Below are 14686 nucleotides of genomic sequence, written 5' to 3'. Positions count from 1 at the left end.
TAAAGATTGGTTTAATTTAAATATTTCAGCTTTTAAACAGCAACCACTTTCACCAAAGATTTAATATGAATTAACTGTTCTAAAAGTTCATCGCGGGAATCCGATAAAACATTGATGTGCCCCATTTTTCGCCCCGGTTTCGTTTCCGTTTTTCCGTAGAGATGTACGTAGGCATCAGCTAATTTTAATACATTTTCTAAACCTTCGTATTTTACTTTTCCGCTGCAATTTTCTTCACCAACCAAATTGAGCATTCCTGAAAACCCCAAACTGGAAGTATCTGCCAACGGAAGATTTTTCAAGACGCGGTAAAACTGTTCAAACTGTGAATTGGCATTGCCTTCCTGAGACTGATGACCGGAATTATGCAGTCGCGGCGCCGTTTCATTAACCCAAACTTTACCTGATTTATCCAAAAATAATTCGATGGCAAATAAACCATCAGAATCCGCCGCTTTCATAAATTTTGCAGCAATGACATCGATTTGACTTTGAACATCATCAGAAATCTGCGTCGGAGAAATATTAAAATCCAATAAATTTAATTTCGGGTCAGCAACCATTTCAGTTACGGGAAAACTTTTGATTTCGCCCCGTTCATTTTTAGCGATAATTAAAGAAAGTTCTTTGTCAATATCCACCAGATTCTCCAAAATGGAAGGTTGGTCCCATAAATTATTAAAATCGTTTTCATCTTTAATGATCTGAACTCCTTTCCCGTCGTAACCGCCGGTATTTAATTTCTGAACGAAAGGATAATCAATAATAATTTCTTCCTCAGCCGATAAAATAATCTGAAAAGCCGGACTTGGAATTTCGTGCTCTTCGTAGAAAAGCTTCTGCAATATTTTCTGCTGAATCGTCTTAATGATAGCGGAATTAGGAATTACTTTTACGCCTTGTTTTTCAAGTTCCTGCAACGCTTCCACATTCACATGTTCGATTTCGATAGAAACGACGTCTTTGTCTTTTCCAAAATCAATTACTGCCTGCTTTTCATTGAAATCTCCTTTTGTAAAAAAAGAAATATTCGCACAGGAACAGTCTGCATTCGGATCGAGGGTGTAAAATTCATCATCATATTTCAAAGCTTCCTGAATCAACATTCGCCCTAATTGTCCGCCTCCTAAAATTCCTATTTTCATTTTTTACTTTAATTTACTGATTTTTAAATAGCCGATATGCGTAAAGTTTTCCTGATTTTCACAATCTGATTTTTCTAAAATGACCGAATATTCTTCTTTCATTTTCTGGGGTAAAATGTCATTAATTTTAAAGATTTCATCGATATCAACACCGTGCTTGTCATCGATATGACTTACCGCATCTTTGAAACCCCTATTTTTATAAAAATCGGTTTTCTTGACTCTTCTGATGATTTCTGATGTTTTCTTTCCGACCATCAAATGCTGTTCATGCAACTCCTCAAATTTCCCAATCTCATAACCGCCCAGATTAATAAAAAAAAGCTGTTCGTCTGAAACCTGAGTATTTTTCCTGACAATTTTCACTTCAAAACCATCAACAAACTTCACTTCCTGATAACAGTCGATATGAATTTTACCTTTTGCTTCGGGCCAGAATTTCTTCATGTGTGGAATCAGATCTTTCAGAGATTCTGCAATTCCAAAAAAAACGTCGTGTTGCTCAATGTTTCTGCCTTTTGGAGTGGCACCGAGAATGGTATAGAATAATTTCATGTTCAACAAAAAACAAAAATACGGTTTAAATAAATTCTATAAAATATATTAAGGTATTTTTAATCCGAAATATTTTCTAAAAAATTTAAAATACCTAAATTTGTAGCATGTCGGAAATATTAATTCTGTTCTTCGGAGCTGTCGCTGCCGGATTACTGGGATCCTTAACCGGATTGGGCGGCGGCGTTGTCATCATTCCATTGCTTACCCTTGGCTTCGGTGTACCAATGCACTATGCGATTGGCGCTTCATTAATTTCAGTTATCGGGACTTCATCCGGTTCTGCGGTGGCTTTCGTAAAAGAAGGTTTTACCAATGTCCGGATCGGAATGTTCCTGGAAATCGCCACTACAACTGGTGCAATTATCGGAGCATTAATTTCGGGAATTTTGAATCCTAATACGATTGGGATTATTTTTGCCAGTATTTTAATTTTGACCGTAATTTTAAATTTGCGGAAAAAACCCGATCATCAGGAACCTTTAATTAAAGGCAGTTTGGAAGATAAACTACAATTGTACGGAACGTTTCCAGACAAAGGCGTAGTCAAAGAATATGCTGCAAGAAATACCGTTTCCGGATTTTCAATGATGGTATTTGCCGGAATTATGTCGGGACTTTTAGGAATCGGTTCGGGTGCGCTGAAAGTTTTAGCCATGGACAATATGATGAAACTTCCCTTTAAAGTTTCTACAACGACCAGTAATTTTATGATCGGAGTAACCGCTGTTGCGAGTTCCTTGATTTATTTTCAGCGGGGAGAAATCATTCCTGTCATTGTGGCACCGGTTTTAATCGGTGTTGTGGTAGGAAGTTTTATCGGATCAAAAACTTTAATTGTTTCCCAAACCAAAAAACTGAAAGTGGTATTTGCCATTGTGGTGAGTATTCTTTCGATTTATATGATGTACAACGGGATTAACCATAATTTTAAATAAATGAAACGCCACTTTACAGATTTCGACCTTAACCGTTCCGTAGGAAATCTTCTTCGGATAGGTGTTCTTTTATCTGTTATCACTTCGTTTATTGGATTTATAAAACTTTCCTTCGAAGGTTTTGAAATGCCAAGAGATTATGCTTTATTAGAAATTTCGGAAGAAAATATCTGGCAAAGTTTCTGGACTTCTCTGCTGAAACTGGAAGGAATGGCTATTATTCAGCTCGGAATCTTATTGCTGATTCTAACGCCTTTGGTCCGGATACTATTTGCGCTGATTGGCTATCTCAAAGAGAAAGATTACACCTATGTGCTTATTTCGCTAATTGTTCTGGGAATTATGGTGGTAAGTTTTTTAATGGGATTCGCGCATTAATTTTCATAAAATTCTATCGGTAACTTATCCGGATCCTGGGTAAAGAAAAACTTTTTCCCGGTAAATTCGTCGGTACGGATTTCTTCACAATCAAGATTTTTCCTCATTAATTCTTTTCTTTTTTCTTCAATGTTTTCTACAGAAAAAGCCAGATGCCGTAAACCGCAACTTTCGGGATGCGAAGGTCTTTTCGGTGGATGAGGAAATGAAAATAATTCGATAACATACTGATCACCAATTCCTAAATCGAGTTTATAAGATTGTCTTTCTTTGCGGTAAACTTCCCGCAAAATCTTCAATCCTAAAACTTCTGTATAGAATTTCTTCGAGATTTCGTAGTTTGAACAAATGATCGCGATGTGATGAATCTGCATTATTTACATTAATTAAAAGAAAGATTTTTCAAAACAGCACCCGCCTTCAATTCGGTTTCCTGCCACTCTTTTTCAGGAGAACTGTCTGCGGTAATTCCACCGCCAACGTAAAGTAAAACTGCATTCTGAAAAAACTCAGCACATCTTAAATTGACAAAATATTGAATCGTTTCATCGGTTTCCACTTTAATATAACCTGCATAAAAACTTCTTGGATGATCTTCGAATTCTGCAATTGCCTTTTGGCAAAATTCTTTTGGAAAACCGCAAACCGCAGGGGTTGGATGCAATTCCGAAATTATTTTTTCTACATCCTGCCGGTCAATTTTCACCTTGAAATCAGTTCTTAAATGTTTGATATTTCCCGACGGATGATCGTAGGTTTCCGATTGCCCAACCTCATCAGAATAGTCTTTTAAAATGTTTTTAATGTAATCCGTAACCGGCTGCTGCTCTTCAATTTCTTTATGAGTCCAATCTTCATTTACAGGAATTGTGCCGGCTAAACTCATCGTTTCAAATTCCGAAGTTTTTTTATTGAATTTTCCCAAAACTTCTGAAAAAGCTCCCATCCAGCATTTTCCGTCCTTTATAAAGAAATAAACGAAAGCGTTCGGATATGCTTCACAAAGGTGTAAAAAAGTCTGCGTTAAATTGACTTTATCCCTTTCGAGATTCAATAATTTTCTGCGTGAAATAACCAGTTTCGAAAGATTATTTTCTTTAACAAAGTCAATAACCTGTTGAATCTTGGTCAGATAATCGGTTTCTTTTTCTTCTTTAAAGTCAATTAATTCAGACGATAAAGAATCTGAATCTGTTGTATTATCTAAAAACTGATTTAAAGAAATTTCTTTACTATTTCCATTAAAATCAATTATTTCATCAGTATCAAAAGAAACAAAACGAACCGCTTTTTGTGCAGAAGCTTCATCAATGGTTAAAATTTGGTCAGAAAAAGGATATCTGAAGTAAATCATAAAAAATCTTTGTCAGGAATTACTTTAATAAAAGATTCTGCAATAAAAAATCAGCGTGGAATAATATTATTGGTCATCGTGGTATGGTTGATCAACTCTCCTTTTTCGTCTCGGATTTCAATTTCAGAAACATGCATGGTTCTGCCTTTTCTTATAAATCTTGCGGTTCCGGTCACAGTTCCGTGTTTTTTACTCCGCAAATGGTTAGAATTGATATTGGTTCCTACCGGCGCAAATTTTTCGGTATCCACATGAATCACCGACAGACAGGATCCCAAGGTTTCTGCCAGAACGCAACTTGCGCCACCGTGCAAAATCCCGTAAGGCTGATGCACTTTTGGCGTTACAGGCATGGTTGCAGTCAGTGTCTCATCAGTCACATCTGTGAAAACAATATCTAAAGTTTTCCCCAGAGTTTCGCCACCCCAATTATTGAGTTTTTCTAAAATCTGTTCTTTATTTTTCATAAAAGGGTAAGGTTAATAAATTTTCGGATTCCAGTTTTCGGGAACTTTGGGCGTTCGTTTTTTATAGTACTCCTGAAGCTCTGCCATGATATCTTCGTAAGTTCTGGTTTCCAAATCTTCGACAGAGATTTTCTTACCCAAATAAATGATTTTATCTTTGAAATCGCCAGATGCAATTACGAGAGGAACTTTTGCTGCCAATGCCATATGATAGAAACCTTTGCGCCATTTCGGCACCCAACTTCGGGTTCCTTCCGGCGTGATTACCAAAGAAAAATCTTCTTTTTTGAACAAGTCGGCTACAAATTTCACCAGATCATTTTTTTGGGAACGGTCAATTCCTACCCCTCCCATCGCTTTTACCAAAAAGCCGTACCACGCTTTAGTGTGCTGGTCTTTTATAATGACTTTCAATGGTTTTCCCAGAGACCAATACGCGAAGTTGCCCAGCATATATTCGTCGTTTGCCGTATGGGGCGCAACCACCAGAATACAACGGTCGAGGTTATTTACATCGCCTTCCAGGACCACTTTCCAACCCAGGATTTTTAGCATTAATTTACCGAATAGTTTTTTCATAAAGTGGAAAATTTAGGAGTAAAAACGAGTTTTTTTTAGGGTTCTAAACAAAAAAGTATAACCAAACTCTATTGGTTATACTTACAAAGATATTGAATTAATATTCTTACAAAAATAAATTACTTACGAAATCTATTATCTTGATTGCGATTTCTAAAACAAACTGTACCATAATTATACGTTTTTGACTGTTAATTAATTGACCGATAAAATTAACTCTACGAAATTAGGAATTATATTTTACAAAATAAATTTTGTGAGTGTTAATTTTTAATAAAATTTACGAATTTGAAAATATGATTATCCGCAGCATCCAATTTTTCTCAATTTATTTCCGTCGGTTATTTGGTCTTAATGGATATTTCCTTTTTACCGTTTTTGATGGAGATATTGACATCTTCGATATCATGCGTATCCATCTTCATTTTTTTGATGATTAATTCCGCTTCTTGCTTTCCTACTTTTTTACCGTTGATAATAATAGAATCGGCGTTATCAGAAGGAACGACAATCGAATTACTGCCGGAACTTACCGATACCGAATCGCTGTCGTCATCACTGTCATGATTATCGTCACCCTGATCATCGAATACAGAGAAACCACGCTCATCATGCAGCGAAATCACCTTCATGTGTTTCGGAATGATTAACTCATAATCCACTCTATAATCCCGGAAACGATCATTGTAAGGATAAGAAAAGTAATTCGGCAACGTAATTTTATTGTCAATAATTTCCAATGGAACGGTTAAGCGCAATGGCAAATTGTAACCGTCTGCTCTTTTTTTGATTTCAAGATAAGGAGCTTTCACGTCTTTTCTGGTCACATCTATTCTCGGGTAATCCTGCTTGTAGATGGTTTTCCCATCAGAGTAAACATCGTCCCAGAATGATTTGAAATTTTGTGGAATGACCACTTTTTTCACATCGATAAGGATAGAATCAGACGTGGTATTGATGGCAATATTTTCGATATCATCATTGGTCCCACTGTATTGCGTTTTGAATTTAATGGCAGTAAACCCTGTTGCAGCAACCAATCCGATCCATATTAAAGCTAAGGCGCCAATAACGTATCCCGTATTATGAAATTTAGTTTTAGGCGAAAACAACTTTATTGCTAAGTAAGAAAAAATCAGTCCAGGAATAAAGGCCGTAAGAAATGACAATGCGATCACGATAAAACCAAGATTGCTGTCCTGTAAATAAAATCCTAAATTGCTGAAAAAGTTAATATTACTGGCTCCGGAAAAACCAAAACCCAGGATAGCGAATGATCCTATCAGAAGTGAAAGCCCCATCATTGCAAGAATCACGCCTAATACATATCTCACTAAATTCCAAAGTCCGTTTCCTGCTTTGTTGATATAGGGTTTATTTTCATTATAAATCTCGCCAACTCTTTGGCTCGATTCATTGGCAAACTGTACAATCTTGGTCGACTCTTCCTTTAGATTATCAAAATTTAAAGGCTTGCCTTTCATTTTTAAAAAATCGGTAGCCGTTTCTGCTTTAGGTAAAACGATCCACAGGATGACGTAAATTAAAATAATTAATGAAGTAGAGATTGCAGCGGTGAAAATTCCCAAAATGGCAATTCCTACCCAAATCGCACGCATTGCACCAACGTCCATCCCTACATAATGTGCCAATCCAGAGCAGACGCCCCCGATTTTCGCCCTTTCAGGATCACGGAATAATTGTTTTTGACCATTAAAACCGGCAGGAGATTTTTGGGTATTTTTTGAGTTTGTCGTTTTCTCAGAGAAATAGGCTTCTTCTTGTTCTTCGATTTTTTCTGGTGACCCAATTTGAGCAATTACTCTTTCAACATCAGTATCATTTATCACTTCGCGTTTTCCGAGTGCGTCTTTAAATATCTCGACCATTCTGATTTCGATATCGTGCATCACTTCATCAGCTTCGGTAATATCCAAAGAACTTCTGAGGGCGGCAAGATAGTCGCTGAGTTTGATGTATGCGTGTTCCTCTATGGTGAAAGAGAAACCGGCAAGTCCTATTGAGAGTGTCTTATTCATCGTTTTAGTTATTTGGTTGGAACGAGTTTTCAGGAGCGTTCGCAGGGTTATTGTTTTTAGTAATTAGGTTTACAGAGTCTGTCAGTTCATTCCAGGTATTGAGCAGTTCGGCGAGGAATAATTTTCCTTTGTCGGTCAACTGGTAATATTTTCGGGGTGGTCCGCCGGTAGATTCTTCCCAGCGGTAGGAAAGAAATTCTCCGTTTTTCAATCGGGTCAGCAATGGGTAAAGGGTTCCTTCAACCACATCCAGTTTTCCTTTTTTCAATTCATCAATGAGATCAGAAACATACATTTCTTTTTCATTAATTAAACTCAAAATACAGAATTCCAGGATGCCTTTTCGCATTTGCGCTTTGGTGTTTTCTGTGTTCATTATTTATGGGTTATTAATTAAGTCAATTATCGACTGCAAGATTTCATTAAATCAAAAAATATCATTAACCAATCTTACAATGCAAAGATATAATTTTATTTTAGTATTATGCAATACAAAGTAGTAAAAATGTATAAATGTTTTTCATTTATTTCTGATTCCCCGATAAAAAGCCTGCAAAACTATGTTGAATACTGAAAAAAGAATAAAAAAACCGCCTCAAATTGAGGCGGTAATTATTTCAATAATAAATAAATATTATTTTTTGATTGTTTTTAAACGTTTTAAATCACTTATCCCGACTTAATTAATGCAAATTTCTCACCTGAAGCTTTTCAATCTTATTTAACAAATGACTGATCACTTCAAGGCCTGCCAGATTTACTTCCAAATCATAATGCCAATTAATGTATTTTTCAAAAGTCGATAAATCATCATAGGGCAAATATTTGATTTCGTTTTCGGTTTCGATTGTCAGGAGGCCGGCTTCTTCCAGTGAATCAAAAAAAGTGATCTCCACATTGTAGATTCTTACCAGTTCTTCACGTGATATTCTTTCGCTCATGTTGCTAGTTTTTTAAGTTGAAGAAATAACTCTTTTTCTTTATCAGACAGGTTGGTCGGCATTTTCACCACATAAGTCACGTATAAATCACCAAACTCACCTTCTCTTTTGTAAACGGGGAAACCTTTTCCTTTTAATTTAACTTTCGTTCCGTTCTGCGTTTCCGGTTTTACTTTTAAATTAACAGTTCCATCTAATGTTTTCACTAAAGTTTCGCCACCAAGAACTGCAGTATACAGATCGATTTCCAGCTCTGCGCTCAAATCGTTGCCGTTTCTTTTAAAATGATGATCTTCTTCAATATTAAAAGTAATAAACAAATCCCCGTTTGGTCCGCCGTTATGACCGGGATTCCCATGTCCTTTCAATTTTATTTTCTGCCCGTTGGCAACGCCGGCAGGAATGGTAATTCTCACCTTTTTACCGTTGATATCAAAAGTTTGTTGATGGGTTTTTGCAGCGTCACGCAAATGCAAGTTCAAAGTCGCCTCCACATCCTGACCCTTAAATTTCCCGGAAGCACTGCCGCGCGAACTCCTGCCAAAACTACCGGAACTTCCGCCAAACATACTTTGGAAAAAATCAGAAAAATCGGCACCTTCGCCAAAGTCAGCATCTGCAAAATCGCCATACCTTCTCCCCTGTTGGGATTGCCGCTGTTGCTGCTGCGCTTTTTCATACTCTTCACTATGCTTCCAGTGTTCGCCGTATTGGTCATACTTTGTGCGGTTGGCGGCGTTGCTCAGAACCTCGTTCGCTTCATTCAGTTCTTTGAATTTCCGCTCCGCTTCTTTATCACCGGGATTAACGTCAGGATGGTATTTCCGCGCTAATTTTCGGTACGCTTTTTTTATTTCGTCGGCCGTCGCTTTTTTATCAATGCCTAAAACTTTGTAATAATCGATATATGCCATAAAATAATCATTTACTCAAATTTAAAAAAACTAAAACGAATGATGTTCTAAAGTTCTGTTAAATCTTTCCATTTATATTTTCTAAGCAGCGGATATTCGTTTTTAATGAAAATTCCGAATTTGACGTAAAAAATTGATCGCTCCATTTTTTTTAGGATGTAAACGATTTTCATTTGATCAAATATCAGGTCTTAAATCGCCAATATATGCGACTTTCACTGTCATTTTTAAATTATGGCTCTTCAACGATTCTTTTCAACGAAACGGAAATCCCTGCCAACATCCCAGATCATATTGAAATGAAGAGGAAATCCATGCGTTCTGTTTTAAATAATCTTACCAAACTTACTATCTATCCATCACTATCATTGATGAAAGATTAGTTTTGAAAGGTCTGGTAATTTTCATTTAAATTTTAAAATGTAATTTTTAAAATTTACTACTATCTTTGAAAAAATTACAAAATATGAAGGACATTCTGAAAAATTATTCCGGCATTATTTTACTGTTAGGTGGAATTTTGGCCGGAAGTCTTATTGGAATATTTTTCCCGAATGTGGTAACGTATCTGAAACCGCTCGGAGATATCTTTCTAAATTTACTGTTTGTAAGTGTTGTTCCTCTCGTATATTTTGCCGTTGCAAATTCGATTGCAAGCGTAGAACAAGGTGGAAAATTCGGGAAAATAATCATCTCCATGATTTTCACTTTCTTACTTTTTATTATTATTGCTGCCCTTTTCACCATTGCAGTGGTGTACTTATTTCCTACAGAAGCTTTGCCTTCAACGTCCCATCAGCTGATTGAAAATTCTGCGAATGATACCTGGGGCGACCGAATCGTAAGCTTTTTTACCGTGGGCGAATTTGCCGAATTATTTTCCAGAAAAAACATGCTGGCGTTATTAATCTTTGCATTTTTAACCGGAACAGCAGCCAGAAAAGCGGGACAAGCAGGAGCAGTTTTCCGAACCTTTTTAGCGTCCGGCTACGAAGTGATGAAGGAACTTTTACTGCTTGTAATGAAAGCGGCACCGGTTGGTTTAGGCGCTTATTTTGCTTTTCAGGTCGCGACCATCGGGCCTCAACTTTTTGGTTTTTATGCAAAACCGCTCGGTTTATATTATACTTCCGGGATTGTTTATTTCTTCGTATTTTTTACGATCTATGCATTTGTAGCCAAAGGTAAAATCGGTGTCCGACAATTCTGGACCAACAATATCTATCCGAGTTTAACGGCCATTTCGACCTGCAGCAGTTTTGCCACGATGCCCGCAAATTTACAGGCAGCCGCGAGAATAGGAATACCCGATGCTATCGCCAACATCGTGATTCCCATTGGAAGTACGCTTCACAAAAACGGTTCCTCAATGTCTTCTATCATTAAAATTTATGTGGCATTTCTCATTATCGGCAAAGATTTCTTCGATCCGATGAATTTACTTTTAGCATTAGGAATTACAATTTTTGTGAGTATTGTCGCAGGAGGAATTCCGAATGGTGGTTATATCGGCGAAATGCTGATGATTTCGGTGTATCAGCTACCGGTGGAAGCGATTCCGGCGGTGATGATTATCGGCACTTTGGTTGATCCTTTAGCAACCGTTCTAAACTCAACCGGAGATACGGTTGCTGCGATGTTTGTCACGAAAATATCAGGGGAAAAATTTGAGGAGCCGAAAAAATTTGCTCCTTAATTGTCATAAAAAAAAGAACTTCCGAAAATGGAAGTTCTTTTTGGTCATCACTTATTTTTGAAGTTTATTTATACGCTTCAATCGTTTTATTAATCAAATCAATTTGCTGATGAATGGTTGGGCTTGAAGGATTGGCTTTCAAAACCGCCATCTTTTTGGCAAGACCGTCTTTCAGTATCTGTACAATCATCATTTTTGCCTGCGGATTTTGACCGATTTGACTTTTCACTTGCGTTAAAACTTTAGTTACGTTTTCCGTCGCTTTCAGATTATCAGAACTCATAATCCAGTTGAATCCCGCTTCTGCCGCATCGCCCAATTCCGGTTTTTGAAATTTAATGAAAGGATAAAATGCCGCCGTCGATGCAATTGCAGGCATTTGTTTTTCGATTTTATTTTTAACGATAATGGGCAAAAGTTCTGCAATGACTTCATCACTGGCTCCTTCCAAATCGATTTTATCAGCCAGAGACGCAATTCGCGACGGATCAACCGCAGCAATTCCAGCAAGTGAATTCGCCTTTACCGAATTGGAAACCGCATTCATTCCTTTTTCAAAAAGTGGCAGATATTTTTTATCTTTTGTTTTTCCTAAAGCCGAAATTGCGGCCGCCTGAACCAAAGTTTTAGAATCATTCGTAGCCATTTTTTCCACTTCAGAAATCGCCGATTTTGCCTGGTCCGGTTTAGATAAATCTAATCCGGTTAACGCTTTCATTCTAATTCTAAAATTAGAATCTCTCAGGCCGGCAACCAATACCTTCAAAAAAGCGGGATTTTTAGAAACGTTTTCCGCTGCATTTTCAACGGCCTTATATCGGCTCAGGAATTCTTTTGAATTCTGATATTGGGTAAAATACTGATCAGCTGTTTTATTGTCTGTAATCTCGGAAAGCAAAACTCCATCGGCATTAATATTGACCAATTCAGGATTTTTTGAAACCGTAAAAGTGAAATCATTTTTTTCTTTAGCATCTACCCAGACATTTTTTCTGGTAGGTTTTCCGTTTTCGAAAATATCAATCGCCAAAGGAAACTGAAAATTTTTACCAATCTGATCTTGGTTGACGGAAATTGTTACTTGTTTTTTCACCGGTTCAAAAGTAGTGGTATAAGAAATTTTCGGATTTCCACTGTCGAAATACCATTGGTTAAAGAACCAGTTTAAATCTTTCCCCGAAACTTTTTCTAAAGACAATCGGAGTTGATGCGCTTCGCCGGTGCCGTATTCGTTGGTTTTCAAATAATCGTTTAATGCTGCAAAGAAAGCATCGTCGCCTAAATAATTCCGCAACATATGAAGAATTGCGCCTCCTTTATTATAAGAAACTCCATCAAACATATCTTCGCGCGAATGATAATTGAAACGCACCAAATCTTTTGAAATATTCGAAGGATCCATCATATACCCTTTGATCTCTTTCATTAATCCATAATCGGCGATATCTTTTCCGTATTTATGCTCGTTCCAGAGGTATTGCGAGTAGTTGGCGAAAGATTCGTTAACGGTCAGATTGCTCCAACTTTCGGCGGTGACCAGATCACCAAACCAATGGTGAAATAATTCGTGAGCGATGGTGTCTTCCCATCGGTTTTCATCAATTAAATCTCCCGGTTTTTGCTGCGCAGATTCTTGGTGAAGTGTCGCTGTGGTATTTTCCATCGCTCCGGAAACGTAGTCTCGGCCTGTAATCTGGGCATATTTTGACCACGGATAATCGTAGTTTAATCTTTTGGAGAAAAACTCAATCATTTCCGGCGTGTTCCCGAAAATCTGTTTTGCGTAAGGTTCATATTCTTTTTCAACGTAGTAATCAACGTCGATATTTCTCCATTTATCTTTAACAATCGCGTATTCGCCGACTCCCATGAAAAACAGATACGGTGCATGTTTTTTATCCATCACCCAATGGTCGGTTCGCAGTCCGTTTGCTTCTTTGGTGGAAGATTTCATTAAACCGTTCGATAAAGTGACGTATTTATCGGGAACGGTCATGTAAATTTCCTGCGTTGTCTTTTGATTGGTTTTATCAATGGTGGGAAACCAGGCAGAACTCGATTCGGTTTCACCTTGCGTCCAGATCTGAGTCGGCTTATCTTTGTCAGTTCCCTGCGCATTGATGAAATAGAGACCTTTGGCATCAGAAATGGCGGCGCTTCCTTTTTGAGTTACTTCATTCGGACGCGCTGTATATTTGATATAAACCGTATAATCCTGATTTTTATTATAGGTTTTATCGAGATTAATTTTGAGCATATCGTTTTTATACTCGTATTTTAAAGGACTTTTGCTGCCACTTTTATCTAAAGCAACTTCGTGAATCAACATTCCTTTCGCATTCAGGACCAAAGAATCGGTGGGATAAAAGTAAGGAGAAGCGGTGAGCCATTCTTCGCCAGCCATCTGTTCCTTTTGGTAATCGAAATTGACTTTTAATTTGGTGTGTTTCAGTTCCGTCATTTTGGTATGCGACGCTCTGTAGATCCCAGTTCGACCGGAAGTATCGGTTTGTGCGAATGCGGTTTGGGAACTAAAAATCACACCCAATAAAAGGGCAGAAATTAATATTTTTTTCATAATCTATTTTATTGAATTTTTGAAAAGAGAGGTTATCAAAATTGGTCTGTAATTTTCAGAAAAAGTTACAAAAAAAGTGAAGTTGTACTTCACTGGAGTTTTGATTGAATTATTTTTCTAAAAGATTTGTCAGCTTTCTTGGATCTTGTTTACAATGCCAGAAAAGTTTCATAACAACTATATTTTCCTTAATCTCATAAAATAATTTAACATGTTTTTCGCCAACGAAAGCGTATTGAATTTGAGGAAAATTCGCATCAAGTGATTTATACCGCAACCGGCGCTTTAATTCCCGGCTCAGGATTATAATTTTCTAAAGTAAAATCTTCAAAATCGAAATCGAAAATATCTTTAATTTCCGGATTCAGCTTCATCGTGGGTAACTCTTTCGGTGTGCGCGAAAGCTGTTTATGAACCTGTTCGAAATGATTGTTATAAATATGAACATCGCCAAAAGTGTGTACATAATCGCCGACTTCTAAACCGCAAACCTTTGCAACCATCATCAATAACAAAGCGTAACTTGCGATATTGAAAGGAACACCCAGAAAAACATCTGCGCTTCTTTGGTAGAGTTGCAAAGATAATTTTCCATCGGCAACATAGAACTGAAACAAAGCGTGACAAGGCGCTAAAGCCATATTCGGGATTTCAGCAACATTCCAGGCAGAAACGATTAAACGCCGGGAATCCGGATTTTTTTTGATCTGGTCTATAACTTCCGTAATCTGATCGACTACTTTTCCGTTTGCTCCAGTCCAGCTTCGCCATTGCGCGCCGTAAACAGGCCCGAGATCGCCATTTTCATCGGCCCACTCATTCCAGATGGAAACGCCGTTATCATTCAAATATTTAATGTTCGTGTCCCCTTTTAAAAACCAAAGTAATTCATAAATAATGGATTTTAAATGAACTTTTTTCGTAGTCATTAAAGGGAAACCTTTCGACAAATCGTAACGCAACTGGTAACCAAAAACGCTTCTTGTACCGGTGCCAGTTCGGTCGGTTTTATCGGTTCCGTTGTCTAAAATATGCTGAAGAAGATCGAGGTAGTTTTGCATTGATTTGAATGTGTTGAAGTGATAATGTGAACGATGTGTTC

Annotated in this window: 15 protein-coding genes; 3 read left to right on the top strand and 12 right to left on the bottom strand. The window is 37.4% G+C overall.

What is annotated here, in order from left to right:
• Positions 1-32: 32 nt before the first annotated feature.
• Entirely contained in the window at positions 33-1145 is a 1113-nt protein-coding gene (locus QF004_RS10435) for a 5-(carboxyamino)imidazole ribonucleotide synthase (protein ID WP_307425953.1), read from the bottom strand.
• A gap of 3 nt (positions 1146-1148) precedes the next feature.
• Positions 1149-1700, bottom strand: a complete 552-nt coding sequence (locus tag QF004_RS10430; protein ID WP_307425950.1) for a DUF1543 domain-containing protein — start codon at positions 1698-1700, stop codon at positions 1149-1151.
• Positions 1701-1807: 107 nt separating this feature from the next.
• Here QF004_RS10430 and QF004_RS10425 point away from each other — a divergent pair, with 107 nt between their 5' ends.
• Together QF004_RS10425 and QF004_RS10420 are read left to right on the top strand one after the other, a co-directional pair.
• Positions 1808-2638 (top strand): sulfite exporter TauE/SafE family protein, encoded by an 831-nt coding sequence (locus QF004_RS10425; RefSeq protein ID WP_133438610.1) that lies wholly within the window; start codon positions 1808-1810, stop codon positions 2636-2638.
• On the top strand, positions 2639-3016 hold the full coding sequence (locus tag QF004_RS10420) for a DUF1634 domain-containing protein (RefSeq protein WP_133438611.1): 378 nt from the start codon (positions 2639-2641) through the stop codon (positions 3014-3016).
• Here QF004_RS10420 and QF004_RS10415 read toward each other — a convergent pair.
• From QF004_RS10415 to QF004_RS10380, 8 genes are all read right to left on the bottom strand, one after another.
• Positions 3013-3390: a VOC family protein gene (locus QF004_RS10415; RefSeq protein WP_307425947.1), complete on the bottom strand. Its 378-nt coding sequence runs from the start codon at positions 3388-3390 to the stop codon at positions 3013-3015. The genes QF004_RS10420 and QF004_RS10415 overlap by 4 nt on opposite strands.
• Positions 3391-3398: 8 nt before the next feature.
• Entirely contained in the window at positions 3399-4370 is a 972-nt protein-coding gene (locus QF004_RS10410) for a chorismate-binding protein (protein ID WP_307425945.1), read from the bottom strand.
• 50 nt (positions 4371-4420) lie between these two features.
• Positions 4421-4837, bottom strand: coding sequence for a PaaI family thioesterase (locus QF004_RS10405; RefSeq protein WP_133438614.1), 417 nt, complete (start codon positions 4835-4837; stop codon positions 4421-4423).
• Between the two features lie 12 nt (positions 4838-4849).
• The gene (locus QF004_RS10400) at positions 4850-5416 is read right to left on the bottom strand and encodes a 1-acyl-sn-glycerol-3-phosphate acyltransferase (RefSeq protein ID WP_133438615.1); all 567 of its coding nucleotides are present in this window, start codon (positions 5414-5416) and stop codon (positions 4850-4852) included.
• A 341-nt stretch (positions 5417-5757) separates the two neighbouring features.
• Positions 5758-7455, bottom strand: coding sequence for a PspC domain-containing protein (locus QF004_RS10395; protein WP_133438616.1), 1698 nt, complete (start codon positions 7453-7455; stop codon positions 5758-5760).
• A gap of 4 nt (positions 7456-7459) precedes the next feature.
• Entirely contained in the window at positions 7460-7831 is a 372-nt protein-coding gene (locus QF004_RS10390) for a PadR family transcriptional regulator (protein WP_133438617.1), read from the bottom strand.
• A 307-nt stretch (positions 7832-8138) separates the two neighbouring features.
• A complete protein-coding gene (locus QF004_RS10385; RefSeq protein ID WP_133438618.1) occupies positions 8139-8396 on the bottom strand; it encodes a chaperone modulator CbpM in 258 nt (85 codons plus the stop codon).
• Positions 8393-9310 (bottom strand): DnaJ C-terminal domain-containing protein, encoded by a 918-nt coding sequence (locus QF004_RS10380; RefSeq protein WP_133438619.1) that lies wholly within the window; start codon positions 9308-9310, stop codon positions 8393-8395. The genes QF004_RS10385 and QF004_RS10380 overlap by 4 nt, the downstream gene beginning before the upstream one ends.
• Before the next feature lie 466 nt (positions 9311-9776).
• On the opposite strand from QF004_RS10380, the gene QF004_RS10375 reads away from it, so the two are divergent.
• The gene (locus tag QF004_RS10375; protein WP_307425935.1) at positions 9777-11006 is read left to right on the top strand and encodes a dicarboxylate/amino acid:cation symporter; all 1230 of its coding nucleotides are present in this window, start codon (positions 9777-9779) and stop codon (positions 11004-11006) included.
• A gap of 64 nt (positions 11007-11070) precedes the next feature.
• Here the strand turns inward: QF004_RS10375 and QF004_RS10370 are convergent, their stop codons facing one another.
• Positions 11071-13584, bottom strand: a complete 2514-nt coding sequence (locus QF004_RS10370) for a M1 family metallopeptidase (protein WP_307425933.1) — start codon at positions 13582-13584, stop codon at positions 11071-11073.
• A gap of 266 nt (positions 13585-13850) precedes the next feature.
• Complete coding sequence (locus tag QF004_RS10365) at positions 13851-14645, bottom strand: thymidylate synthase (protein ID WP_307425930.1); 795 nt, start codon at positions 14643-14645, stop codon at positions 13851-13853.
• Between the last annotated feature and the right edge of the window lie 41 nt (positions 14646-14686).

This window comes from Chryseobacterium sp. MDT2-18 (assembly GCF_030815285.1).
GTDB lineage: Bacteria > Bacteroidota > Bacteroidia > Flavobacteriales > Weeksellaceae > Kaistella > Kaistella salivictor.
Note: the sequence above shows the minus strand (reverse complement) of the source record. Positions and strands in the feature narration are given on the sequence as shown.

Coding starts and splice junctions, on each gene's coding strand:
- QF004_RS10420 (WP_133438611.1), top strand. CDS start 2,639: ATGAAACGCCACTTTACAGATTTCGACCTTAACCGTTCCGTAGGAAAT.
- QF004_RS10415 (WP_307425947.1), bottom strand. CDS start 3,390: ATGCAGATTCATCACATCGCGATCATTTGTTCAAACTACGAAATCTCG.
- QF004_RS10365 (WP_307425930.1), bottom strand. CDS start 14,645: ATGCAAAACTACCTCGATCTTCTTCAGCATATTTTAGACAACGGAACC.
- QF004_RS10425 (WP_133438610.1), top strand. CDS start 1,808: ATGTCGGAAATATTAATTCTGTTCTTCGGAGCTGTCGCTGCCGGATTA.
- QF004_RS10395 (WP_133438616.1), bottom strand. CDS start 7,455: ATGAATAAGACACTCTCAATAGGACTTGCCGGTTTCTCTTTCACCATA.
- QF004_RS10410 (WP_307425945.1), bottom strand. CDS start 4,370: ATGATTTACTTCAGATATCCTTTTTCTGACCAAATTTTAACCATTGAT.
- QF004_RS10400 (WP_133438615.1), bottom strand. CDS start 5,416: ATGAAAAAACTATTCGGTAAATTAATGCTAAAAATCCTGGGTTGGAAA.
- QF004_RS10385 (WP_133438618.1), bottom strand. CDS start 8,396: ATGAGCGAAAGAATATCACGTGAAGAACTGGTAAGAATCTACAATGTG.
- QF004_RS10435 (WP_307425953.1), bottom strand. CDS start 1,145: ATGAAAATAGGAATTTTAGGAGGCGGACAATTAGGGCGAATGTTGATT.
- QF004_RS10375 (WP_307425935.1), top strand. CDS start 9,777: ATGAAGGACATTCTGAAAAATTATTCCGGCATTATTTTACTGTTAGGT.
- QF004_RS10370 (WP_307425933.1), bottom strand. CDS start 13,584: ATGAAAAAAATATTAATTTCTGCCCTTTTATTGGGTGTGATTTTTAGT.
- QF004_RS10390 (WP_133438617.1), bottom strand. CDS start 7,831: ATGAACACAGAAAACACCAAAGCGCAAATGCGAAAAGGCATCCTGGAA.
- QF004_RS10405 (WP_133438614.1), bottom strand. CDS start 4,837: ATGAAAAATAAAGAACAGATTTTAGAAAAACTCAATAATTGGGGTGGC.
- QF004_RS10380 (WP_133438619.1), bottom strand. CDS start 9,310: ATGGCATATATCGATTATTACAAAGTTTTAGGCATTGATAAAAAAGCG.
- QF004_RS10430 (WP_307425950.1), bottom strand. CDS start 1,700: ATGAAATTATTCTATACCATTCTCGGTGCCACTCCAAAAGGCAGAAAC.